At 64.2% G+C, this 23,596-nt stretch carries 17 protein-coding genes; 5 read left to right on the forward strand and 12 right to left on the reverse strand.

Going from position 1 to position 23,596, the window contains the following annotated elements; translation table 11 throughout:
- Both L6D75_RS18840 and rlmKL read right to left on the reverse strand, forming a co-directional pair.
- On the reverse strand, window positions 1-2,300 hold a 2,300-nt coding region (locus tag L6D75_RS18840), incomplete at its 3' end, for a diguanylate cyclase (protein ID WP_236193766.1).
- Between the two features lie 93 nt (window positions 2,301-2,393).
- Window positions 2,394-4,586: a bifunctional 23S rRNA (guanine(2069)-N(7))-methyltransferase RlmK/23S rRNA (guanine(2445)-N(2))-methyltransferase RlmL gene (gene rlmKL / locus L6D75_RS18845; RefSeq protein ID WP_176511838.1), complete on the reverse strand. Its 2,193-nt coding sequence runs from the start codon at window positions 4,584-4,586 to the stop codon at window positions 2,394-2,396.
- Between the two features lie 562 nt (window positions 4,587-5,148).
- On the opposite strand from rlmKL, the gene rmf reads away from it, so the two are divergent.
- Complete coding sequence (rmf, locus tag L6D75_RS18850; RefSeq protein ID WP_003248687.1) at window positions 5,149-5,364, forward strand: ribosome modulation factor; 216 nt, start codon at window positions 5,149-5,151, stop codon at window positions 5,362-5,364.
- A 97-nt stretch (window positions 5,365-5,461) separates the two neighbouring features.
- On the opposite strand, the gene L6D75_RS18855 is transcribed toward rmf, so the two are convergent.
- The 9 genes from L6D75_RS18855 to ppsA form a co-directional block, all read right to left on the reverse strand.
- A complete protein-coding gene (locus L6D75_RS18855; protein ID WP_176511839.1) occupies window positions 5,462-6,487 on the reverse strand; it encodes a quinone-dependent dihydroorotate dehydrogenase in 1,026 nt (341 codons plus the stop codon).
- A 144-nt stretch (window positions 6,488-6,631) separates the two neighbouring features.
- A complete protein-coding gene (locus tag L6D75_RS18860; protein ID WP_176511840.1) occupies window positions 6,632-7,669 on the reverse strand; it encodes an OmpA family protein in 1,038 nt (345 codons plus the stop codon).
- 110 nt (window positions 7,670-7,779) lie between these two features.
- A complete protein-coding gene (gene sigX / locus L6D75_RS18865) occupies window positions 7,780-8,346 on the reverse strand; it encodes an RNA polymerase sigma factor SigX (RefSeq protein ID WP_033696348.1) in 567 nt (188 codons plus the stop codon).
- 113 nt (window positions 8,347-8,459) lie between these two features.
- Window positions 8,460-9,284 (reverse strand): mechanosensitive ion channel family protein, encoded by an 825-nt coding sequence (locus L6D75_RS18870; RefSeq protein ID WP_176511841.1) that lies wholly within the window; start codon window positions 9,282-9,284, stop codon window positions 8,460-8,462.
- A 2-nt stretch (window positions 9,285-9,286) separates the two neighbouring features.
- The gene (locus tag L6D75_RS18875) at window positions 9,287-9,538 is read right to left on the reverse strand and encodes a CrfX protein (protein ID WP_176511842.1); all 252 of its coding nucleotides are present in this window, start codon (window positions 9,536-9,538) and stop codon (window positions 9,287-9,289) included.
- 114 nt (window positions 9,539-9,652) lie between these two features.
- Window positions 9,653-10,648 carry a zinc transporter ZntB gene (locus L6D75_RS18880; protein ID WP_176511843.1) on the reverse strand — a complete coding sequence of 332 codons (996 nt, stop codon included), beginning with the start codon at window positions 10,646-10,648 and terminating at the stop codon, window positions 9,653-9,655.
- A gap of 27 nt (window positions 10,649-10,675) precedes the next feature.
- A complete protein-coding gene (rraA, locus tag L6D75_RS18885; protein WP_176511844.1) occupies window positions 10,676-11,167 on the reverse strand; it encodes a ribonuclease E activity regulator RraA in 492 nt (163 codons plus the stop codon).
- A gap of 184 nt (window positions 11,168-11,351) precedes the next feature.
- Window positions 11,352-12,344, reverse strand: coding sequence for an alpha/beta fold hydrolase (locus L6D75_RS18890; RefSeq protein ID WP_176511845.1), 993 nt, complete (start codon window positions 12,342-12,344; stop codon window positions 11,352-11,354).
- Window positions 12,345-12,445: 101 nt separating this feature from the next.
- The gene (gene ppsA / locus L6D75_RS18895; protein WP_176511846.1) at window positions 12,446-14,821 is read right to left on the reverse strand and encodes a phosphoenolpyruvate synthase; all 2,376 of its coding nucleotides are present in this window, start codon (window positions 14,819-14,821) and stop codon (window positions 12,446-12,448) included.
- 177 nt (window positions 14,822-14,998) lie between these two features.
- Between ppsA and ppsR the strand changes: the two genes are divergently transcribed.
- Complete coding sequence (gene ppsR / locus L6D75_RS18900; protein ID WP_176511847.1) at window positions 14,999-15,817, forward strand: posphoenolpyruvate synthetase regulatory kinase/phosphorylase PpsR; 819 nt, start codon at window positions 14,999-15,001, stop codon at window positions 15,815-15,817.
- 93 nt (window positions 15,818-15,910) lie between these two features.
- Here ppsR and L6D75_RS18905 read toward each other — a convergent pair whose 3' ends face one another.
- Window positions 15,911-20,776, reverse strand: coding sequence for an NAD-glutamate dehydrogenase (locus L6D75_RS18905; protein WP_176511848.1), 4,866 nt, complete (start codon window positions 20,774-20,776; stop codon window positions 15,911-15,913).
- A gap of 245 nt (window positions 20,777-21,021) precedes the next feature.
- On the opposite strand from L6D75_RS18905, the gene L6D75_RS18910 reads away from it, so the two are divergent.
- The 3 genes from L6D75_RS18910 (at window position 21,022) to lhgO (ending at window position 23,556) form a co-directional block, all read left to right on the forward strand.
- A complete protein-coding gene (locus L6D75_RS18910; protein ID WP_008092792.1) occupies window positions 21,022-21,375 on the forward strand; it encodes a hypothetical protein in 354 nt (117 codons plus the stop codon).
- Between the two features lie 173 nt (window positions 21,376-21,548).
- Entirely contained in the window at window positions 21,549-22,259 is a 711-nt protein-coding gene (locus tag L6D75_RS18915; protein ID WP_176511849.1) for a FadR/GntR family transcriptional regulator, read from the forward strand.
- A gap of 103 nt (window positions 22,260-22,362) precedes the next feature.
- Window positions 22,363-23,556 carry an L-2-hydroxyglutarate oxidase gene (lhgO, locus tag L6D75_RS18920; RefSeq protein WP_176511850.1) on the forward strand — a complete coding sequence of 398 codons (1,194 nt, stop codon included), beginning with the start codon at window positions 22,363-22,365 and terminating at the stop codon, window positions 23,554-23,556.
- Window positions 23,557-23,596 lie beyond the last annotated feature (40 nt).

A 23,596-nucleotide genomic window follows, 5' to 3' on the forward strand; every position in this document is an offset into this window, starting at 1 on the left:
CACCCCGCCACGCCAACACTCGCCGTCCGCCTGGCCACCCCGTCGACAGGCACGCTGCGCACCCCCTGCCACAACCTCATCGCCAACATCCGCGCCTGCTCGGCATTGCTGCCCGGGCACAGCACCATGAACTCCTCACCGCCGAGCCGGCAGAACACGTCGGTACGCCGCAATCGATGGCCAATGCGCTGGCACAGGCTGCGCAGCACATGGTCGCCCACGGCATGGCCATACTGGTCGTTGATGCGCTTGAAGTGGTCGATATCGAGCATGATCACGGCCAGGTCCTGATTGTCACGCTGGGCGCGATCCAGTTCGGCCTTCAGCCGCTCCTGGAAATAGCGGCGGTTGTGGATGCCGGTGAGCGAATCGGTCACCGACAGCGTGCGCAAGTCTTCCTCGACGCCCTTGAGGTCGGAAATGTCGGTGAGGTAGCCATGCCAGAGCGTGCAGCCCGCCTCGCCCACTTCCGGCGTCGCCTCGCCGCGCACCCAGCGCAAGCCGGCACGTGGCAGGCACACGCGATACTCCTCGCGCCACGGCGTCAGGTGCTCGGCCGAATAGCGCACCGAGCGGCGCACGTGCTCGAGGTCGTCGGGGTGAATCCGTTCGAATACCGCCGTGGCATCCTCGCGCAGCAGCTGCAGGTCGACTTCGTAGATCTCGAACATGCCCTGGCTGGCATAGGGGAAGCAGGAATGGCCATCGGCATCCAGCCGATATTGGTAGATGCCCCCCGGCACTTGCGCACTGAGCTTCTCCAAGAGCCGGTCACGCATCGCCAGCGCCTCGTGCACGCGGCGCCGCTCGGTGACATCGATGCAAATGGCCAGGTAACCCACCCACAGCCCCTGCTCATCGAGCACCGCGGTGACCAGCATGTTGGCCAGCAGCTGGCTGCCGTCCTTGCGCACCAGGGTCCACTCGCTGGGCTCGGCGCCGCCCTCCTGCAGGGTATCGGCGAACATCGCCTGGCCACCGGCGATGTGCCGCCCGTAGCGCAGGCTCAGGGCGTGGGCGCGCTGGTTGAGCTCCTCAGGCAGCACCAGGTATTCCAGGCGCAGTTGCCCTACCGCCTCGCCCGCCTGGTAGCCGAGCATGCGCTCGGCACCGGCGTTGAAGGTACTGACCACGCCCTTGAGGCTGGTGGCGATGATGGCCACCTGGGTGGCGGCGTTCAGCACGCTGCGCAACTGGTTGTGGGTGTCGCGCAGTGACTGCTCGCTGACACGCAGCTGCGCGGTGCGCTGCTCCACCAGCTTCAGGGCGCGTTGCCGCTGGCTGAACAGGTTGTAGAGCAAGGCACTGAGCAGCAGGCTCAGCAGGCCGCCGAGAAGCCCCACCGCCAGCGCCGCCGAGGAGCGGTTGCCCTGCATGAACACCTGGCTTGGGCGGATATCGAGCTGGAAGTGGTGGTCGGCCAGGTGCAGCAACTGGTTGCTGAGCAGCGCCAAGGGGGCCGGCGGGTTCTGTGAATCGAACAGCACTTCGTGGCCATCGCGCCCGCTGGGGTCGATGATGCGCACCACCAGGTTGTCCTCGCCGGCCGATGGCAGGCCATCGCTGATCAATTGCCGCAGGTTCAGCAGGGCCATGACGTAACCGGCGGGTGCGCCTTGCGCCTCGCCTGGGGCCTTGTCGGAGAAGACTGGCGCGACCATCAGCAGCCCGCGGCTGTAACCCGCGGCAACGTTGATCATGTCCAGCGGCTCGGACACCGCCATGCTGCCCGGCAACAGCGCACGCTGCAGGGTCTGCTCGCGCACCGGCTGGCCGCGCAAGTCGAGCCCGTAAGGTTGGCCCTGCTGCTGCGTAGCCTGGGTGTAGAGCACCGGGAAGTAGTGATCGCGAGGGGGCGCCGCCTGCCAATTGCCCTGGCTATCCAGGTCGCGTATCTCATAGGGCTGCCCGAGCCTGGCGCTGGCTTGGCGTTCGAAATCGCCCCGCTGCCCCTGCTCGACGCGTGGCGCCCAGGAGTAGGCCTGGGTGCGGCGCAGCAGCGGGCCGGCGAAACCGTCGAATTCGCCGGGGGTGATCTCGTTGGAGAAACTGAAGAAGCGCCGCAGGCTGTCCAGGCGCTGCTCCTGGTCGTCGAAGCGCTCGGCGATGCGGCTATAGCGCTCGCTGGCCAGCAGCTCGAAGCGCTGGCGCAACTGCTGCTTGTAGAACGCCTGGGTGGCCAACGCCAGGCCGGCCGACAGCAAGCCGCCGGCCACCAGCGCCACCAGGGCCACGGCCCAGGCAGCCAGGGCCTCGCGGCACAGGCCCATCACCTTCGCACGCACGCCATACTTCGACATAGATCGATCTCGTCACGTCAGCGTCCTGCGATTGTCCGGCCCTGTGCTGAGTTATAGCTATTGGCCATTAGCTATGCAATCACGCTGGTCGCTTCAGCGCAGTTGCAGGCGCCAGGCCCGGTGGATGCGGTTGTTGCGGGCGAAGTCCGGGTCCAGGGTCTGGGCACTGATTTCTTCCACCACGTAGCGCGCCGCCAGGTGCTCATCTAGCTGGAACTTGCGGAAGTTGTTGGAGAAGTACAGCACGCCACCCGGGGCCAGGCGCGCCATGGCCAGGTCCAGCAACTGCACATGGTCGCGCTGCACGTCGAACACCCCTTCCATGCGCTTGGAGTTGGAGAAGGTCGGCGGGTCGATGAAGATCATGTCGTAGCTGTCGCGGTTGCCTTCCAGCCAGGCCATGACATCCCCCTGCTCCAGGCGGTTGCGCTCGGAGAAGCCGTTCAGCGCCAGGTTGCGGCGCGCCCAGTCCAGGTAGGTTTTCGACAGATCGACGCTGGTGGTGCTGCGCGCGCCACCCTTGGCCGCATGCACGGTGGCCGTGGCGGTGTAGCAGAACAGGTTGAGGAAGCGTTTGCCTTCGGCCTCGCGCTGGATGCGCATGCGCATCGGGCGGTGGTCGAGGAACAGCCCGGTGTCGAGGTAGTCGGTAAGGTTGACCAGCAACTTCACACCGCCTTCCTTGACCTCCAGGAAGCGCCCTTCGGTGGCCTGGCGCTCGTACTGGCGGGTGCCAGCCTGCCGCTCGCGGCGCTTGAGCACCACGCGCTGCGGGTCGATGTTCAGTGCCTGGGGGATTGCCGCCAAGGCGTCGAGCAGGCGTGCCTGGGCCTTTTCCGGGTCGATCGAGCGCGGCGCGGCGTATTCCTGCACGTGCACCCAATCCTGATAGAGGTCGACCGCCAGGGCGTACTCGGGCATGTCGGCATCGTACAAGCGGTAGCAGTCAACTTGCTCGCGACGGGCCCACTTGCCCAGCTGCTTGAGGTTCTTCTGCAGGCGGTTGGCGAACATCTGCGCACCTTCCGACAGGCGTGCCGGCTCGCTGGCCACGGCTGCCGGGCTGCGCGCCTCGCTGTTGTCACCCTGGGCGTCGCGACGCTCACCGGTGACGAACTGGTCAGGCTGCACCTTGAACAGCAGCAGCTTGCACGGCAGCGCGCCGTTCCAGAAGGCATATTGCTTGTGGCTGCGGATGCCCATGCGCTTGCCCAGCTCAGGGGCCCCGGTGAATACCGCCGCTTCCCAGCCCATGCACGCCTGGCGCAGGCGCTCGCCGAGGTTCTGGTAGAGGTACAGCAAGCTGGCTTCATCGCCCAAGCGCTCGCCGTAAGGCGGGTTGCTGATGACCAGGCCCTTCTGGTTCTGGTCCGGGCGCGGCTCGAAGCTGGCCACTTCGCCCTGGTAGATCTTGATCCAGTCGCCAAGGCCTGCGCGCTCGACGTTGTTGCGCCCCGGCTGGATCAGCCGCGGGTCGGCCTCGTAGCCGCGGATCCACAGCGGCGGCTTGGCCAGGCCGGCCTGGGCACGGGCCTGGGCTTCTTCATGCACCTTGCGCCAGGTGGCCGGCACATGGCCGAGCCAGGCGCTGAAGCCCCAGCGCTCGCGCTTGAGGTTGGGGGCGATGTCGGCGGCGATCATCGCCGCTTCGACCAGGAAGGTACCCACACCGCACATCGGGTCGGCCAGCGCGCCGCCTTCGGCGGCAATGCGCGGCCAGCCGGCACGGATCAACACGGCGGCGGCGAGGTTTTCCTTCAGCGGCGCGGCGCCTTGCTGCAGGCGGTAGCCGCGCTGGTGCAGGCTGTGGCCGGAGAGGTCGAGGGACAGGATCGCCTCGCCACGGTCCAGGCGCAGGTGAACCCGCACGTCCGGGTCGACCTTCTCCACCGACGGGCGCAGGCCTTCACGGTTGCGCAGCTTGTCGACGATCGCATCCTTGACCTTGAGTGCGCCGAAGTGGGTGTTGTCGATGCCCGAGCCGTGGCCGCTGAACTCCACCGCCAGGGTGCCGTCGGCGGCCAGGTGGTCGGCCCAGTCCAGGGCATGCACGCCGTCGTACAGGTCGTCGGCGTTTTTCATCGAGAAGCGCTTGAGCACCAGCAGCACGCGGTTGGCCAGGCGCGACCAGATGCACAGGCGGTAGGCGGTTTCCATGTCGGCGGTGCCGCGGATGGCCGAGGTGTGCTCGCGCACTTCGTCCAGGCCAAGGCCCTTGGCCTCTTCGGCAAGCAGGCCTTCAAGGCCTTTGGGGCAGGTGAGGTAGAGTTCGAAACGGTCCGACATGTGTATTCCAGAGCCTTGGGCTATTTGAGTGACGAGGCGACGCATCGCCCCGCCGATGTTTGCCCGAACGCCTTTCCAGCAAGCGTCCGAGTGGCCTTCGCCCCTGCCTCATGGCAGCGGGCCGGCCGGGCCGCCTGATCGATCTGCCGCTCGCCGGGTGGCAGGAACAGCTTAGATCATCGGGCAGTACGAATAATTTCTGGCGAGCGAGGATCAGGCGTGACCCTTCGTCGCATTACCAAATATTTCTGTCATCAGGGCGCCACGCTGGCGAAATGACGTCAACTCTCAGCAAACCCCAGCCATAGCGGGCTAAAGGCCAAACAAGGTTGAGTCGCATTTATTTACTTATCCCCTGACCCTTGGAAAGGTTACGTGCTTATGACAAATCGATCATTCCCTCTGTGACCTGCATTCGTTAGAACTGGTCTCAGGCCGCTTCGCAACGAGGCGGCACCTTCAGCCCGCCACGCCGGCAGCGGGCGCACACCGGCAGAAAGACTCTGCCCGGCCTCGGAGAGGCCGACGGGACATTACAGTCAACAAGTGAGGGCAACACCCTATGAGAAGACTTAAGCGTGATCCGTTGGAAAGAGCATATTCACGTGGCTACCAATACGGGGTCACCGGCAAATCCCGCGAACTTTGCCCCTTCAATCTTCCTTCTGTTCGCCAAGCCTGGATCAACGGCTGGCGCGAAGGTCGCGGTGATAACTGGGACGGAATGACTGGCACCGCTGGCATCCATAGACTCAACGAAAATCACGCCGTTGGCTGATCGAGGACACTGAATTCGAGTTACCATGCACGCCCCATCCGGGCGGCGGGCTAAGGCCCAGGGGCCCCTAGATGGGGCCCTTTTTTATGCCTGCAGGTTAGCCCCGCGGCATCGCGGCAATCGCATCCACCGCTTCACGGATCAGCGCCGGGCCCTTATAGATGAAGCCCGAGTAGATCTGCACCAGGCTCGCGCCGGCAGCGATCTTCTCTGCCGCATGACGGCCTTCGGTGATGCCCCCTGCGGCGATGATCGGCAGCTTGCCGCCCAGCTCGCCGGCCAGCACCTTGACGATGTGGGTGCTCTTTTCCAGCACCGGCGCACCCGACAGGCCGCCCGCTTCGCCACCATGAGCGAGGCCCTCGACGCCTTCGCGACCGAGGGTGGTGTTGGTGGCAATCACCGCGTCCATTCCCGACTCCATCAGCGCCGCCGCCACCAGTGCGGTTTCTTCATCGCTCATGTCCGGGGCGATCTTGATCGCCAGCGGCACGCGCTTGCCGTGGCGGGTAGCCAATTGCTCACGGCGCTCGGCCAGGACATCGAGCAACTGCTTGAGCGAGTCGCCGAACTGCAGGCTGCGCAGGCCCGGGGTGTTCGGCGAGCTGACGTTGACTGTGATGTAGCTGGCCGCGGTGTAGACCTTGTCCAGGCAGATCAGGTAGTCGTCGACCGCACGCTCCACCGGGGTATCGAAGTTCTTGCCGATGTTGATGCCCAGCACGCCGTCGTAACGCGCGGCGCGCACACGCTGCAGCAGGTGATCGACACCCAGGTTGTTGAAGCCCATGCGGTTGATGATCGCAGTGGCTTGCGGCAGGCGGAACAGGCGTGGCTTGGGGTTGCCCGGCTGCGGGCGCGGGGTCACGGTGCCGATCTCGACGAAGCCGAAGCCCAGCTGGGCAAAGCCGTCGATGGCCGCGCCATTCTTGTCCAGGCCCGCGGCCAGGCCTACCGGGTTGGCGAAATTCAACCCCATCACCGTCACCGGCAACGCTGCTGGCTGCTTGCACAACACGCCGTTGAGCCCCAGGCGGCCACCGGCGCCGATCAGGTCCAGGGACAGGTCATGGGAGGTTTCCGGAGAAAGCTTGAACAGCAGCTGGCGGGCCAGGGTATACATGGGCGGGCAAGGCTCGGGGTGAATGAGGGTGCGATTATAGCCAGCACGCGCTCACCATGACAGGGCCTTGGCATACGCACCCGCAAATCGCAGGCAAAGAAAAACCCGGCCTAGGCCGGGTTTTTCATTGAAGCTTCAGGCCAATTACTTGGACTGGGCTTCTACCTGAGCTTCAACGCGACGGTTGATAGCACGGCCTTCTTCGGTGGCGTTGTCGGCAACCGGACGGGTTTCGCCGTAGCCAACCGAGTCAACACGGCTGGATTCTACGCCGTACTGCTGGGTCAGGACCTGCTTGACAGCGTTGGCACGACGCTCGGACAGCTTCTGGTTGTAAGCGTCTGGACCCACGGAGTCAGTGTGACCTTCAACCACGGTGGTGGTTTGTGGGTACTGCTTCATGAAGTCAGCCAGGTTCTTGATGTCGCCGTAGCTGTTAGGCTTGACGACCGACTTGTCGAAGTCGAACTTGACGTCCAGCTCAACGCGAACGACTTCAGCAACAGCTGGGCAGCCATCGGCGTCAACGGTGACGTTGGCCGGGGTGTCCGGGCACTTGTCGACGTTGTCGCACACGCCGTCGTTGTCGCTGTCGGAGCAGACTTCAGCAACTGGAGCCGGAGCAGGAGCAACTTTGCCACCGCTGCCACCGAAGTTCAGACCAACACCAACGGATGGGCCCCACTCGGTGTTGCCGTTGTCGATGTTGTACATGGCTTCAACGCCGGCACGGGCGAAGAACATGTCGGTGATGTACCACTTGGCGCCAGCGCCAACGTTGGCGAAGGTGGAGTGGTCACGGCCGCTACGAGTGGCCTGACCCAGGCTCTCGTGAGCGAAACCAGCGGAAACGTACGGACGCAGTGCATCGCCGACGGTACCGAAGTGGTAGGTAGCGTCCAGCTTAGCCTTGGAACCTTTGATGTCTTTGTTGAAGACTTCGCCACGAGCGTTGTGAGTCTCGTTGTAGCCCAGGTCCAGGGAGACGTCGTCGGTCAGGAAGTAACCGAGGCGAACACCAGGATTGGTGCCGTCGTTCTTGAAGTTACGCTCGCTGTCGTAGTACTGCTTGGTAACGTTACCTTCGATTTCGACTGCGCCTTGGCCTTGAGCCAGAACGCCGAACGAAGTAGCGGCTACGAGCGAGCCAATGGCCAAGCCCAAGGTGTTTTTCAATTTCATCCGTTAAATCCCCATCTGGTGATAGTTAAGCAGTCCCACCAACATCCGGGGGACAACTCGACGGCAAGTCTAGCAGAACTCGCCGATTCGTTAGAGATATTTACAAGCCGCTAAGTTTCATCCAGGCCTGCAAATTTCTCTCTTAGCTTGTCTAGCGCGCGCTTGTAGCGCATTTTCGTAGCGCTCAGGCCCATGTGCATGATATCGGCGATTTCCTGAAATTCCAGTTCTGCGACAAAACGCAGCACCAGAATCTCCCGGTCGATCGGGTTCACATGCACCAGCCACTTGTCCAGCCCGCCCTTTTCTTCCGGCTTCGGAGCCTTTTCTTCAGACGCCTCTTCAACAGGGTCAAGACTCAAGGCATCCATCAACCGGCGTTTGCGACGCTCCTTGCGGTACTGGGTAATGCACTCGTTGTAGGTGATGCTGTAGAGCCAGGTCTTGAACTTGGATTTACCCTCGAAGTTCTTCAGACCGTACAACACCTTCAGCATCACCTCCTGACAGACATCGTCGGCATCCCGGTCGTTCCCCAGATAACGTGCACAGACGTTGAACAGGGTCCGCTGGTAGCGCCGCATGAGTTCCTCATAGGCGCGGGTAACGTGATACAGCTCCTCATGCGAACGCGCCACCAACTCCTCGTCGGTGAGCTCGCGGGGGTCGTAACGCATGGGCGGCGAATGAACTTTATTCAAAACGGATCTGGCCGACAGTCAGGTCAATGTCGCCGCTCAGCCCCACGGGCCGATTTTTGCGGCGGCATACATTAACAGCTTTTGTGCGGTTAGCGGCTATTCACGCGCTGCTCGAGCAGCACGCGATTGGACAGCGACACTAACTCACCCTCATCGGTCAGCAGCGTCGTCTTGACCGTACCGATCTCCTCGATCTGCCCTTCGACCTCTCCAATTCGCACCTGCTGGCCGACCTGGAAGAGTTCGCGCACGTAGATCCCGGCCAGAATCTGCCCGGCAATTTCGCGGCTGCCCAGGCCCATCGCCAGGGCGACGGCCAGACCAACGGTAATCAGGCCAATGACGATCACATGGTTCAGCAGGTCGGTCTTGACCTCGAGCTGGCTGATGGCCACCGAGATGCTGATGATGATCACCAGGCCCTGGGTGATGCGCCCAAGCCCCGCCGAGTACTCAAGGCCAATGCCTTCGGCAGCGCCGCGCACCAGGCCATTGGCGACCTGCGCCAGGAGCACGCCGGCCAGCAGCACCAGCGCCGCACCGAACACCTTGGGCAGGTACAGGGCGAGCATGTCGAGGGTGGCCGAGACGCGCTCCAGGCCCAGCGACTCGGCGGCCGAAACCAGGAAGATCAGCAGCACGAACCAGTAGACGATCTTGCCGATCAGGGTCGAGATCGGCACCTGGATGCCCACCCGGCCGAGCATCTTGGTCAGCCCGGTACCGGCCATCAGGCGGTCCAGGCCGAACTTGGCGAGCAGTTTCGACAGCAGCGTATCAAGCAGCTTGGCCACCACGAAACCGAGCAGCACCACGACCAGCGCGCCGAACAGGTTGGGGATGAAGTTCGCTACCTTGGTCCATAGGGCGGTCATCGCGGTGACCAGGCTCTGGGTCCAGAGATCGAGTTCCATATTCAATCGGCCTTATCAGCTTTGCTGCCAGCGGCAGCGTTACGACGTACAGGCGCAACATGCGCCGAGCCATTGTTCACGGCAATCAGCAGCGCCTGGCTCCAACGGCCAAGCAGGCTGAACAGATCGCCCGCACCAACCTGGCGGTTGGCGGTTTTCAGCACGCGCCCCAGGCACGCGGCATCGTCCCGGTCTTCACCGGATGGCGATGCCTTGAGCAGGTCACGCAGGGATTGTTCAAACGGATCGTGCATGGGCACCTCGCGCAGTATCAGTCAGAGACGAGAGCGCCGGGCGACGGGTCACACATCCGGTTAGGACGCGTGTCTCAAAATGCGCGAGGCTTGCCAGTACGGCCCCCTGCACCACTAGACCCACCGCAACCGCCGGAACAGCCACCACTGCCCGACCGCCAGCGCCAGCACGATGGCGCAGGCAAACAGGAAGCCATAGGGGTTCTCGGCGCCCGGAATACCGCCCACGTTGATGCCCAGAAGCCCGGTGATGAAGCTCATGGGCAGGAAAATGCAGGTGATGATGCCGAAGCGGTACATGGTCCGGTTCATCCGCTCGCTGCGCCGGCGGTCCTCGCTTTCCAGCACCAGCGCGGCCCGCTCGCGGGTCAACTCGAGCTCTTCGAGGTAGCGGATCAGGCTGTTGTTCAACTCGTTCCAGTAGTCGGCATCGGCCTCGGCGAACCAGCTCCACTTGCTGCGCGACAGCTGTGCGTAGATTTCCCGCTGCGGCGCCAGGAAACGCCGCAGGCCGGCAGCGCGACGGCGAATCTGCTGCAGGCTGCCGTTCTCAGGCGTATACCGTTCGTCGGATTCAACCTTTTCCTCTTCCAGGTCGACCAGCTCGGACAGGTCGCTGACCAGCGCCTGGACCTTCTCGGTGAGCAGTTCACCCATCAGCAGCAACAGCTCGGAAGCCGATGTCGGCCCCCTGCCCTCGCTCAGCAGCTGCAGCACCTCGTCACTGGCGCGCAACGGCCGCAGGCGCAGGGAAATGACCCGTTGCGCCTCGGCGAAGATACGTACCGAGACCATGTCCTCGGGCTCGGCGCCCGGGTTCAGGTTGACCCCGCGCAGAAACAGCAGCAGCTGCTCCCCCACCATGGGCAGCAAGCGCGGGCGGGTGTTTTCTTCCAGCAGCAGGTCACAGGCGAACTCGCTCAGGCCGCTTTCCTGCAGCAACCAGGTGCGGGTCTGTGGATGACTGCGGTCCCAGTGCAACCACAGGCTCTCCTGTGGCTGCAATTGCAGGCCGCCCAGCTCGGTCCGGGCGATCGAGCGCGCGCCGCCTTTGCCATCGAGCACCAGGGCATGCACCAGCCCCCACTGCGCGTTGTCTTCCTCGAACATCAAAGCTCCATCAGCGCGCGGGGCGCGTCACTCCGGCATTTTCAGCGGGCTTGGCGAGATGATCACGCCGTTGTTGTCGGCGTACACGTATTCGCCCGGGCGGAAGGTCACGCCGGCGAAGGTCACGGCCACGTTCAGGTCGCCGATGCCGCGCTTGTCGGTTTTCATCGGGTGGCTGGCCAGGGCCTGTACACCCACGTCGGTCTGGATCAGCACGTCGACGTCACGCACGCAACCGTAGATCACCAAGCCTTCCCAACCGTTTTTGGCAGCCTTTTCGGCAAGCATGTCACCCAGCAGGGCCCGGCGCAGCGAACCGCCGCCATCGACCACCAGGACCTTGCCCTTGCCATCGAGCTCGACCTGCTCTTTGACCAGCGAGTTGTCTTCGAAGCACTTGATGGTGACGATCTGGCCGCCAAACGAGTCGCGGCCACCGAAGTTGCTGAACATCGGTTCCAGCACCTGGACCAGGTCGGGGTAGGCATCGCAGAGGTCGGGCGTTACGTAATGCTGCATGGGAAGCTCCTGTCAGTCACAACGAAAGCGGATGTCGGGCAAGGCTACACCGGGGAGGCGGTTGCAGTCATCCGGGACCGGGCAGTCAGTTATGCGCAAGCTGCACCGGCCCTATCGCCGGCAAGCCGGCTCCCACAGGGAAACCACTGTCATTGAGAAATGTGGGAGCCTACACATCACACGATCAGCTGGCCGGTACAGGCTCGCCAACCAGCGTCGACTCATGCACAGCAAGCAAAGGCGCCCGCAACCAACGCTCCACCAGCGGCCAAACCTGCGCCTGCGCCGCCTTGCTCACCAGCATGTCGACATGCCCGAACGCCTCGAAACCTTGCTCGCGCCCCAGGCGCAAAAACTGCTTGCGCTCGCCACCGAGCTGATCGAACAGCTTGCGACAAGCCCAGACCGGGTCCTGGAAGTCCGCGGCTCCCGCCACCGCCAGCACCGGCACATCGACCTCGGCCAGGCCCGCCCACCAGTCGTTCTGCTTGTCGCCAAAACGCCCGAACAGGCCATGCCAGCGCATGCTTTCCAGGGCCAGGCCGATCGGTTCGTCCTCCGGCCCACGCTTGAACCGCGGCCCGGAAATCTGCCCCCAGCGCTTGAGCAGCAGCTTTGCGCCCCAGGTCAACGGCGGCACTTTCAGCGGCCAATAGACGCGGCTGACCTGGGTGCCGAAAAACGCCGCGCTGGCGACCTGCTCGGCGCGCAGGAAGCCGCCACCCAATGCCGCCGCCAAGGTCGTGCCACCCAACGAGTGGCCCACCCAATGCGGCGCCTGGCCGGCCTGCTCCTGGACGAAGGCTGCGATCAGCGGCAGGTCGTCACGGGCATAGTCGGCCACCTGGTTGTGCTTCCAGTTGCGATTGCGCGGCGACAAACCGTGGCCGCGCATCTCCGGGATCCACACATCGAAACCGGCGCGGGCCAGGTAGGCGCCCAGGCCGATGCCCTTGGGCGAATACCAGAAACGCCGGTTGGAAAAACTGCCGTGCAGGAGAATGACCGGCACGCCCTGGGCGCCGCCCTGGTCGGCCAGGCCCAGGCGGGTCAAGGCGATTTCGACGCTGGGGTCAGGGCTGTTGCCGGCCTTGATCCGGTACACGTCTTCACTGAGGTCGCCGCGCCGCTCGGCACTGAGCAGGGCGACGGGAAATAGATTGCTGCTGCTTTGCATAGGTTGCTTGGTGCACAAAAAAGGGCGGGATCCATTGCTGGAGCTCGCCCTGGATAAAACCAGGCGGGGGCACGCCAGACGCACCCCCGCATTTCACCGCATCAGGCCGCGCCCTGGCCTTCGGCCAGGAAGAACCAGGTCTCGAGCACCGAGTCGGGGTTCAGCGACACGCTTTCGATGCCTTGTTCCATCAGCCACTTGGCCAGGTCCGGGTGGTCCGACGGCCCCTGCCCGCAAATGCCGATGTACTTGCCGGCCTTGTTGCACGCCTGGATGGCGTTGGCCAGAAGCTTCTTCACGGCCGGGTTACGCTCGTCGAACAGGTGGGCGATGATCCCCGAGTCGCGGTCCAGGCCCAGGGTCAGCTGGGTCAGGTCGTTGGAGCCGATGGAGAAGCCGTCGAAGTACTCGAGGAACTCTTCGGCGAGGATGGCGTTGGACGGCAGCTCGCACATCATGATCACGCGCAGGCCGTTGTCGCCACGGGCCAGGCCGTTTTCGGCGAGCAGGTCGACGACCTGGCTGGCCTCGCCCAGGGTGCGCACGAACGGCACCATGATCTCGACGTTGGTCAGGCCCATCTCGTTGCGCACGCGCTTGAGCGCACGGCACTCGAGCTCGAAGCAGTCACGGAACGACTCGCTGATGTAGCGCGAAGCACCGCGGAAGCCCAGCATCGGGTTCTCTTCTTCCGGCTCGTACAGCTTGCCGCCGATCAGGTTGGCGTACTCGTTGGACTTGAAGTCCGACAGGCGCACGATGACCTTTTTCGGGTAGAAGGCCGCCGCCAGAGTGCTGATGCCCTCGACCAGCTTCTCGACATAGAAGCCGACCGGGTCGTTGTAGCCGGCGATGCGCTTGTCGACGCTGTCCTTCAGCTCGGCCGGCAGGCCGGCGTAGTTCAACAGCGCCTTGGGGTGCACGCCGATCATGCGGTTGATGATGAATTCCAGGCGCGCCAGGCCGACACCGGCGTTGGGCAGCTGGGCAAAGTCGAAGGCGCGGTCCGGGTTGCCGACGTTCATCATGATCTTGAACGGCAGCTCCGGCATGGCATCGACCGAGTTCTGCTTGACGTCGAAGCCCAGCTCGCCCTCGAAGATGAAGCCGGTGTCGCCTTCGGCGCAGGAAACGGTGACGCCCTGGCCGTCCTTGAGGATCTGGGTGGCATTGCCGCACCCGACCACGGCCGGGATGCCCAGCTCACGGGCGATGATCGCCGCGTGGCAGGTACGCCCGCCGCGGTTGGTGACGATGGCGCTGGCGCGCTTCATCACCGGCTCCCAGTCCGGGTCGGTCATGTCCGACACCAGCACGTCGCCTGGCTGCACCTTGTCCATCTCGGACACGTCGTTGATCACGCGAACCTTGCCGGCGCCGATGCGCTGGCCGATGGCGCGGCCTTCGACCAGCACGGTGCCCTTCTCCTTGAGCAGGTAGCGTTCCATGACATTGGCACTGGCGCGGCTCTTCACCGTTTCAGGGCGGGCCTGGACGATGTACAGCTTGCCGTCGTCACCGTCCTTGGCCCACTCGATGTCCATCGGGCGCTGGTAGTGCTGCTCGATGATCATGGCCTGCTTGGCCAGTTCGTTGACTTCGTCGTCGCTCAGGCAGAAGCGTGCACGCTCGGCACGCTCGACTTCGACGGTCTTGACCGAACGGCCGGCCTTGGCTTCGTCGCCATAGACCATCTTGATCGCCTTGCTGCCCAGGTTGCGGCGCAGGATGGCCGGGCGGCCGGCCTGCAGGGTCTGCTTGTGGACGTAGAATTCGTCAGGGTTGACTGCACCTTGCACCACGGTTTCACCCAGGCCGTAGGCGCCGGTGATGAACACCACGTCGCGAAAGCCCGACTCGGTGTCGAGGGTGAACATCACCCCGGCAGTGCCGGTTTCCGAGCGGACCATGCGCTGCACGCCGGCCGACAGGGCCACCAGCTTGTGGTCGAAGCCCTGGTGCACGCGGTAGGCAATGGCGCGGTCGTTGAACAGCGAGGCGAACACTTCCTTGGCCGCGCGGATCACGTTGTCGACGCCGCGGATGTTGAGGAAGGTTTCCTGCTGGCCGGCGAACGAGGCGTCCGGCAGGTCTTCGGCGGTGGCCGAGGAACGCACGGCCACGGCCATGTTGTCGTTGCCCTGGGACATGGCGGCGAAGGCGGTGCGGATTTCCGCATCCAGGCGCGCCGGGAACTCGGCTTCCATGACCCACTGACGGATCTGCGCGCCGGTTTTGGCCAGGGCGTTGACGTCGTCCACGTCCAGCGCGTCGAGCGCGGCGTGGATGCGCTCGTTCAGGCCACTCTGATCGAGAAAGTCGCGGTACGCCTGAGCCGTAGTGGCAAAGCCGCCCGGCACCGAAACGCCAGCACCTGCGAGGTTGCTGATCATCTCGCCCAGGGATGCGTTCTTGCCCCCCACATGCTCTACATCATGGACGCCGAGCTTTTCGAGGGAAACTACGTACTCTACCAAGGTGATCTCTCCACTAACTGTATTGGAAAAGCTCAAGGGCGCCCGCCTGCCTGCTTGGACTTGGCCGGGCGCTTGTGGCCTGTACCTGGAAAATAAGTGAGAATGCCGACAGCCGCATTCGGCAAACCGAACTTATCATATCCAAGAATCGTCATCAGCTTAAGGCCCAGATCGCAAATGAAACGAACCGCGTTCTTCATCTCCGATGGCACCGGCATTACCGCCGAAACCCTGGGCCAAAGCCTGCTTGCGCAATTCGAGAGCATCCCGTTCAACAAATTCACCCGCCCGTACATCGATACGCCGGACAAGGCGCGCACCATGGTGCAGCAGATCAACACGGCCGCCGAGCGCGACGGCATGCGCCCGATCATCTTCGACACCATCGTCAACCAGGACATCCGCGAAATCCTGGCCACCTCGAACGGCTTCATGATCGACATCTTTTCGACGTTTTTATCCCCGCTCGAGCAGGAATTGACCGCCCATTCGTCGTATTCCGTGGGTAAATCCCACTCGATCGGCGGCAACTCCAACTACATGGAGCGCATCGAGGCGGTGAACTTCGCCCTCGACAACGACGATGGCGCGCGCACCCACTACTACGACAAGGCCGACCTGATCCTGGTGGGCGTATCGCGCTGCGGCAAGACGCCGACGTGCCTGTACATGGCCATGCAGTTCGGCATCCGCGCCGCCAACTACCCGCTGACCGAAGACGACATGGAGCGCCTGCAGCTGCCGGCGGTGCTGAAGAAGCACCACAACAAGCTGTTCGGCCTGACCATCGACCCGGACCGCCTGACCGCCATCCGCCACGAGCGCAAGCCCAACAGCCGCTATTCGAGCTTTGCCCAGTGCGAGTTCGAGGTGCGCGAGGTAGAGAGCCTGTTCCGCCGGGAGAACATCCCCAACATCAACTCCACGCATTTTTCGGTGGAAGAGATTTCGGCGAAGATCCTCGTGGAAAAAGGGGTGGAGCGCAGGTTCAAGTAGGCCTGTGGGAGCCGGCTTGCCGGCGATAGGGCCAGAACAGGCACAAAAAAGCCCCGGCATCACTGCCGGGGCTTTTTCATTTCAGCCTGAAGATCAGGACGGCACCACCGCCGCCTGCCCACTCATCGCCAGGTCGACCAGCTCGCGGTTGGCCACCGCATACATCGCATAGTCGGTGCCCGTGGCGTTGCGCAGGTCGTCGAGCATGGCGCGCCAGCGCTCGACCATCACCCGGTGCTGCTCGGCCCACAACGCCACGCGCGCGTCCATGTCCTGCGGCGCATCGGCCATCTGCAGCACGGAAATGGTGATCGCCCGCTGCTGCAGGTCGATGTCGTCGCGGAACGCCTCGCGGGCCAGGGCCTGCCAGTTGTTCTCCACCGGCAGGTTGCTGATCTCCTGCAGGTACCAGGTCAAGTCCAGCGCGCTGCCCACGGCGAAGAACGCCTTGGCCACCTGGGCCGGCTCATGCCCGGTGACATCCGCCGCCTCGATGATCGGCAACAGCGTGTACAGGTGGCTGGTGCCGGCGACCATGCGCGCCAGGAGCTCCGGCACGCCAGCCTCGACGAAGCTCTGGTAGCGCACCATCCAGCGCTCGCGGGTCGGGCCTTCGAGCAGCTCGTCGAGCTTGAGCCCCAGCTGGGCGATTTTCGGCCCGAAGTGCGCGGTATCGCGCCCGGCATCCTGTTCGTTGCGCCGGCTGCGCAGGAACCAGCGGGTGGCGCGGCGGCCCAGGCGCATCAGCTCGTCCATCAGGGTCAGCTGGATTTCCGCCGGCACCTGGTAGTCCAGCGCCTCGATCTGGCGGAACCAGTGCGGCAGGTGGAAGATATCGCGCACGATCACGTAGGCACCGGCCACGTTGGCCGGGCTCATGCCGGTGGACTCCTTCAGGCGCTGCACGAAGGTGATGCCCATGTTGTTGACCAGGTCGTTGGCGATCTGGGTGCTGACGATCTCGCGCTTGAGGCGGTGGCGGCGCATGGCCTCGGCGAACTTGCTGACCAGCGACGGCGGGAAGGCGGTTTCCATGTCGCGGGTCAGGTAGTCGTCGTCCGGCACCAGCGACTTGAGCAGTTGCTCCTTGAGGTCGATCTTGCTGTAGGAGATCAGCACCGACAGTTCGGCACGGGTCAGGCCCTGGCCGGCCGCCAGGCGCTCGGCCAGCTGCTCCTCGGACGGCAGGAACTCGATGGCCCGGTCAAGCTTGCCGCGGCTTTCGAGGTCGGCCATCAGGCGCTTGTATTCGGCAATCCGCTCGCGGGCGCGGCGGGCGGCCAGCGACAGCGCCTGGGTCTGCTTGTAGTTGTTGCCCAGCACCAGGCCGGCCACTTCATCGGTCATGCTGCCCAGCAGCTGGTTGCGCTGCTTCTCGGTCATGTCGCCACCCTGCACCACTTCGTTGAGCAGGATCTTGATGTTGACCTCGTGGTCGGAACAGTCCACGCCGCCGGCGTTGTCGATGAAGTCGGTGTTGGTGGCACCGCCCTGCAGGCCGAACTCGACGCGGCCCAGCTGAGTCATGCCGAGGTTGCCGCCCTCGCCCACCACCTTGCAGCGCAGCTCGTTGCCGTTGACCCGCAGCGCGTCGTTGGCCTTGTCGCCGACATCGGCGTGGCTTTCGCTGCTGGCTTTCACGTAGGTGCCGATGCCGCCGTTCCACAGCAGGTCCACCGGCGCCTTGAGCAGTGCATGCAGCAGCTCGGTCGGGGTCAGGCGGTCGGCTTCGATGGCGAAGCGTTCTTTCATCTGCGGGCTGATGGCGATGCTCTTGGCACTGCGCGGGAAGATCCCGCCGCCTTCGGACATGATGCTGGTGTCGTAGTCGCTCCAGGCCGAGCGCGGCAGGTCGAACAGGCGCTTGCGCTCGACGAAGCTGGTGGCTGGGTCCGGGTTGGGGTCGATGAAGATGTGCAGGTGGTTGAACGCGGCCACCAGTTGCAGTTTGTCCGACATCAGAAGGCCGTTGCCGAACACGTCACCGGCCATGTCGCCGACGCCGATCACGGTGATCGGGTCTTGCTGCACGTTGATGCCACGCTCGCGGAAGTGGCGTTGCACGCCGACCCACGCGCCGCGCGCGGTGATGCCCATCTTCTTGTGGTCGTAACCGGCCGAGCCGCCCGAGGCGAACGCATCGCCCAGCCAGAAGCCGTAGTCGATGGCGATGCCGTTGGCGATGTCGGAGAAGGTCGCGGTGCCCTTGTCGGCCGCCACCACCAGGTACGGGTCGTCGTCATCGTGACGCACCACGTTGGCCGGCGGCACCACGCCACCGTCCTTGAGGTTGTCGGTGATGTCGAGCAGGCCGGAGATGAAGATGCGGTAGCAGGCCACGCCTTCGGCAGCGATTTCATCGCGGGTGCCGCCCAGCGGCAGGCGCCGTGGCAGGAAGCCGCCCTTGGCGCCGACCGGCACGATCACCGAGTTCTTCACCTGCTGGGCTTTGACCAGGCCCAGCACTTCGGTACGGAAGTCTTCTTCGCGGTCCGACCAGCGCAGGCCGCCGCGGGCGACGTTGCCAAAGCGCAGGTGCACGCCTTCGACCCGCGGCGAATAGACGAAGATTTCGAACTTCGGCACGGGCTTGGGCAGCTCGGGAATCAGCTTGGGGTTGAACTTGAAGCTGAAGTACGACTTGTTCTGGCCGTTGGCGTCAGGCTGGTAGAAGTTGGTGCGCAGGGTGGCCTTGATCAGGTCCAGGTAGCGGCGCAGGATGCGGTCCTCGTTGAGCACCTGGACATCGTCCAGGGCGGTGAGGATCGCCTGCTCCAGGCGCTGCTGCTTGTCGTCCAGGTCTTCGTTGGTGAGCTTGCGCGCCAGGTAGAAGCGGGTCTTGAACAACCGGGTCAGCTCGCGGGCGATGTCGGTGTGGTTGTTCAGGGTGCTGGCGATGTAGCCCAGGTCGAAGCCCAGGCGGATCTGCTTGAGGTAGCGGGCATAGGCGCGCAGCAGCGCCACGTCACGCCACGGCAGGCCGGCGGTGAGCACCAGGCGGTTGAAGGCGTCGTTCTCGGCGTCGCCCTGGACGATATGCACGAACGCATCCTGCAGCACATCGTTGAGCTGCTGGATGTCCAGGTTCAGGCCTTCGCTGTAGGTGAAGGCGAAGTCGTGGATCCAGTACTCGCGGCCACTGGCGTGGCGCAGCCGGTACGGGAACTCGCCGAGCACGCGCAGGCCCAGGTTCTCGAGGATCGGCAGCACGTCCGACAGCGCCAGCGGGGTATCGGCGTGGTACAGCTTGCAGTGCAGCAGGCGCTCGCCCAGGCGCGTCAGCGGCTGGTAGAAGCTCATTGCCAGTGGCTTGGCCTCCGACAGCGCCAGCACGTGCTGCAGGTCAACCACCGCCGAGTGCGCGGCAAAGCGCTCGCGGTAGCCGGCGGGGAAGCCTTTGGGGAAGTCGGCGAGGATGTTGGTGCCCTGGGCTTCGCCGAAGTTTTCCACCACCAGCGCCGAATAGTCGTCATGCCACGAGCGGCACGCCTGGATCACTTCGTTTTCCAGCTGCTGCGGGTCGATGTCGATGCGGTTTTTCGGGTCGACCCGCAAAATCAGCTGCACACGCGCCAGCACCGATTCGGAGAAGAAGGTCCAGAACTCGCAGTCGCTGGCTTTGAGGCGCTCCATCAGCACCTGCTGGATCTTCTGGCGCACCTCGGTGGAATAGATTTCCCGCGGCACGTAGGCCAGGCAGTAGCAGAAGCGCCCGTAAGGGTCCTTGCGCAGGAACACGCGGATCTTGTTGCGCTCCTGGATCTGCACGATCGACATCACGGTGCTGAACAGCTCGTCGATCGGGGTCTGGAACAGGTCGTCGCGCGGCAGCACTTCGAGCACCTGGGCCAGTTCCTTGCCCAGGTGGGCCTTGGGGTCGAAGCCCGAACGGCGCTCGACTTCAGCGACCTTGACGCGGATGTAGGGGATGGCATGCACGCTCTCGCCGTACACCGAGGAGGTGTACAGGCCCATGAAGCGGTGCTCCTTGACCACCTTGCCGTCGGCGTCGAGCTGGCGGATCGACACATAGTCCGGGTAGGCCGGGCGGTGCACGCGGCTAGGCAGCGCGGCCTTGGCGAACGACAGCAGCAGCGGCTCGGCCAGGTAGGCCACGGCGTAGTCTTCGATACGCAGCTCTTCAGGCGTCAGGCCCACGCGCAAGCGGCGCGGCAGGCCGAGGAAGGAATGCTCGTCGTAGAGCATCTGGCCACCGGCGGCGTCGCCCTGCACGGTGAATTCTTCATAGCCGAGGAAGGTGAAATGGTTGTCCAGCAACCACTCCAGGAACGCCTTGACCTCGCCCTTCTCATGCTGCACCGGGGCAAACGGGGTTTGCTCCACCAGCGCCACCACTTCGCGCAGCTTGGCCTTCATCGGCTCGAAATCGGCCACGGCCACGCGCACTTCGGCCAGCACCTGCTCGATCTCGCGGGCCAGAACGTTCAGCTCGGCGGCGTTGGCGCAGCGGTCGATCTCCAGGTACATCAGCGACTCGTGGCGCACGCCTTCGCCATGGGTGCCCTTGGGCAGCAGCTCGAGCAGCTCGCCCTTGGGCCCGCGACGCACGCTGAGCACGGTGGTCTGCAGGGTGTGGATGCTGTAGCCGCGGCGGTTGAGCTCGGTGCGCACCGAGTCGACCAGAAATGGCAAGTCATGGTGCAGCACCTCGACCACGGTGTGGGTCGATTGCCAGCCGTTGCGTTCGTAATCGGGGTTGTACACCCGCACCTGCGGTTGCTCGGGGTCGAAGCGCTCGATGATGCGCCAGGCCGACAGGGTGCAGCCGGCCAGGTCCGACAGCCTGCGCTGGGTGAGTTCGTCCAGGGAAATGATGCCGAAGAACTGCTCGGCGAACAGCGCCACTTGTGGCAGTGACTGTTCGCTGATGTGCTGCGCCAGGGCCGCCTGCAGTTGATGCTGGAAGTCGGCTTTGCTGGCTGCGGTGAAGAACGCCATCTGTGGTACTCCGCTTGGGCTTTGTAATAGTTGAAGCGTCGCGTGCGTCCGACGGTCACGGATCAACGATAGCCAACCCGTGGCAAGCCGGACGTAAAGTTCAGGGCTCGCCGAAGCTTAACGACTGATCGGTCATCGCCGCTTGCAGCGCTGCGACAATTTCGGTCAAGGGGCGGTAACTTTACGTTTATGGATGCCCACAACACTGTCAGAATTCCCTTTCATTTCCTTGACCCGAGCCCGCTATGCAAATCAATACCGCCCTGCTCTTCGCCACCCCCTGCGATGACGAGGAAGACAACATGGCGACCTTGTGCTGCCACAGCGACAAGGGGCAGATGTTCCTGCTGACCCGCTATCCGGACGAGGACACGGTCGACCTGACCCTCGATGACGAGCCTTCGACGCTCGATGGCCTGAAGGTGACCTTGAGCGCCCAGCGCTTGCTGATCGAAGTGGCCGCCGGGGACCGTGATGCGCTCAAGGGCGATGAGGCGCTGGAAATCGTGCTGACCTCGGCGGGCACTGACCTGGAAGAGGTCGAGCTGACCTTGCGCAATATTCTCGATGGCACGGGCACCTTCGTCAGCGAGCTCTGAGCTTTTTCGGCAGTGGCCCTATCGCCGGCAAGCCGGCTCCCACAGATTCTCTGCGTGGGAGCCGGCTTGCCGGCGATAGGGCCCTGACAGACACTCCATAACCCCTTGAAAATATTGACAGCCCATCCACCGACAGGCATTGTCTGACAACCTGACCACTAGGCAACCGCCCCATGCTAGAGCTCCAGCGCCCCGACACCCTGGTCGAACGGGTTGTCAGCGCCATCCGCGCCGAGATCGATGCCGGCCGCCTGGCCGCCGAATCGCGCCTGCCCACCGAACAGCAACTGGCCGAACAGCTCAATGTCAGCCGCTCGGTGGTGCGTGAGGCAGTGGCGCAGCTCAAGGCTGATGGCGTGCTGATCGCCCGTCGCGGGCTCGGCTCCTACATCTCGCAAACCCCCAACGGCACCGTGTTCCGCTTCCCCGGCAGCCAAGGGCGCACGCCTGACCTGGTGCAGATGTTCGAGATGCGCCTGTGGATCGAAACCCAGGCCGCGGCCATCGCCGCGCGCCGGCGTGACGCCGATGACCTGGCGCACATGGCCAAAGCCCTGCAAGCCATGCTCGATAAAAGCAGCGACTTCGCCACCGCCTCGGCCGCCGACGTGGCCTTTCATCGGGCCATCGCCGAAGCCAGCAAGAACGACTATTTCGTGGCCTTTCACGACTTCCTCGGCGGCCAGCTGGCCAGCGCGCGGCGCACCGCCTGGGAAAACTCCGCCAGCCACTCGGTAGGCGGTTCGGCAGATGCCAACCGCGAACACCAGGCGCTGTACCAGGCCATCGCCGACGGCGACCGGCAAGCCGCAGCTGCCTGCGCCGAAGCGCACCTGCGCGCCTCGGCCAAACGCCTGAAAATCGACCTTCCCGCCCTCGACTGACCCCGGAGCACTCACCGTGGCCTGGCGAGGCCTTTTGCACGCACTACTTAGTCTGACAACCTGATAAGCAGATCCACCGACAAGAACACCAAGGTACCCCTGCATGACTTACGACTACTGCATCATCGGCGGCGGCATCGTCGGCCTCGCCACCGCGATGGCCCTGCTGCAACAGCGCCCCGGCGCGTCCTTGCTGATCCTGGAAAAGGAAGCCAGCCTCGGCCGCCACCAGACCGGCCACAACAGCGGCGTGATCCATGCAGGCATCTATTACGCCCCGGGCAGCCTCAAGGCCGAGCTGTGCAAGCGCGGCGCCCAGGCCACCAAGGACTTCTGCCGCGAACACGGCATCGCCTTCGACGTCTGCGGCAAGCTGCTGGTGGCCTCCAACCCGCTGGAAATGCAGCGCATGGAGGCGCTGTACCAGCGCTCGCAGCAGAACGGCCTGAAGGTCGAGCGCCTCGACGCCGGCGAACTCAAGCGCCGCGAGCCGAACATCGCCGGGCTCGGCGCGCTGTTCGTCGACGCCACCGGCATCGTCGACTACAAGCAGGTGTGCTACGCCATGGCCAAGGTGATCGAGCAGGCTGGCGGCGAAGTGCGCTTGTCTACCACGGTGCAGGGCATCCGCGAGCTGGGCGAGCATGTCGAGATCCGCGACCACGGCCAGACCTGGCGCGCCCGCCAGCTGGTCGCCTGCGCCGGCCTGCAGTCCGACCGCCTGGCGCGCCTGGCCGGGGTCAGGATCGACCATCAGATCATCCCCTTCCGCGGCGAGTACTACCGCCTGCCGGCCAGCAAGAACCAGATCGTCAACCACCTGATCTACCCGATCCCCGACCCGGAGCTGCCGTTCCTCGGCGTGCACCTGACGCGCATGATCGACGGCAGCGTCACCGTCGGCCCCAACGCCGTGCTCGGCTTCGGCCGGGAGAACTACCGCAAGTTTTCGGTGAACTGGCGCGATGTGGCCGAGTACGCCGCCTTCCCCGGCTTCTGGAAAACCATCTGGAACAACCTCGGCTCCGGCACCGCCGAGATGAAGAACTCGCTGTTCAAGCGCGGCTACCTGGAGCAGTGCCGCAAGTACTGCCCGTCGCTCGAGGTCGAGGACCTGCTGCCCTACGAGGCCGGCATCCGCGCCCAGGCGGTGATGCGCGACGGCACCCTGGTGCATGACTTCCTGTTCGCCGAGACCCCGCGCATGGTGCACGTCTGCAATGCCCCGTCGCCTGCGGCCACCTCGGCCATCCCGATCGGCCAGATGATCGCCGAGAAGATCCTCAAGGCCCGCTGAACACTGCTGCAACACAACACTACAAAGACAATAAGGAACC

This window comes from Pseudomonas faucium, assembly GCF_021602585.1.
Taxonomy (GTDB): domain Bacteria; phylum Pseudomonadota; class Gammaproteobacteria; order Pseudomonadales; family Pseudomonadaceae; genus Aquipseudomonas; species Aquipseudomonas faucium.

Bases quoted from the DNA above. Each gene is read 5' to 3' on its own strand.
- L6D75_RS18860 (WP_176511840.1), bottom strand. From the start codon at position 7,669: ATGAAATTGAAAAACACCTTGGGCTTGGCCATTGGCTCGCTCGTAGCC.
- L6D75_RS18880 (WP_176511843.1), bottom strand. From the start codon at position 10,648: ATGTTCGAGGAAGACAACGCGCAGTGGGGGCTGGTGCATGCCCTGGTG.
- rraA (WP_176511844.1), bottom strand. From the start codon at position 11,167: ATGCAGCATTACGTAACGCCCGACCTCTGCGATGCCTACCCCGACCTG.
- lhgO (WP_176511850.1), top strand. From the start codon at position 22,363: ATGACTTACGACTACTGCATCATCGGCGGCGGCATCGTCGGCCTCGCC.
- rmf (WP_003248687.1), top strand. From the start codon at position 5,149: ATGAGAAGACTTAAGCGTGATCCGTTGGAAAGAGCATATTCACGTGGC.
- L6D75_RS18890 (WP_176511845.1), bottom strand. From the start codon at position 12,344: ATGCAAAGCAGCAGCAATCTATTTCCCGTCGCCCTGCTCAGTGCCGAG.
- ppsR (WP_176511847.1), top strand. From the start codon at position 14,999: ATGAAACGAACCGCGTTCTTCATCTCCGATGGCACCGGCATTACCGCC.
- L6D75_RS18875 (WP_176511842.1), bottom strand. From the start codon at position 9,538: ATGCACGATCCGTTTGAACAATCCCTGCGTGACCTGCTCAAGGCATCG.
- L6D75_RS18910 (WP_008092792.1), top strand. From the start codon at position 21,022: ATGCAAATCAATACCGCCCTGCTCTTCGCCACCCCCTGCGATGACGAG.
- sigX (WP_033696348.1), bottom strand. From the start codon at position 8,346: ATGCGTTACGACCCCCGCGAGCTCACCGACGAGGAGTTGGTGGCGCGT.
- rlmKL (WP_176511838.1), bottom strand. From the start codon at position 4,586: ATGTCGGACCGTTTCGAACTCTACCTCACCTGCCCCAAAGGCCTTGAA.
- L6D75_RS18870 (WP_176511841.1), bottom strand. From the start codon at position 9,284: ATGGAACTCGATCTCTGGACCCAGAGCCTGGTCACCGCGATGACCGCC.
- L6D75_RS18905 (WP_176511848.1), bottom strand. From the start codon at position 20,776: ATGGCGTTCTTCACCGCAGCCAGCAAAGCCGACTTCCAGCATCAACTG.
- L6D75_RS18855 (WP_176511839.1), bottom strand. From the start codon at position 6,487: ATGTATACCCTGGCCCGCCAGCTGCTGTTCAAGCTTTCTCCGGAAACC.
- L6D75_RS18915 (WP_176511849.1), top strand. From the start codon at position 21,549: ATGCTAGAGCTCCAGCGCCCCGACACCCTGGTCGAACGGGTTGTCAGC.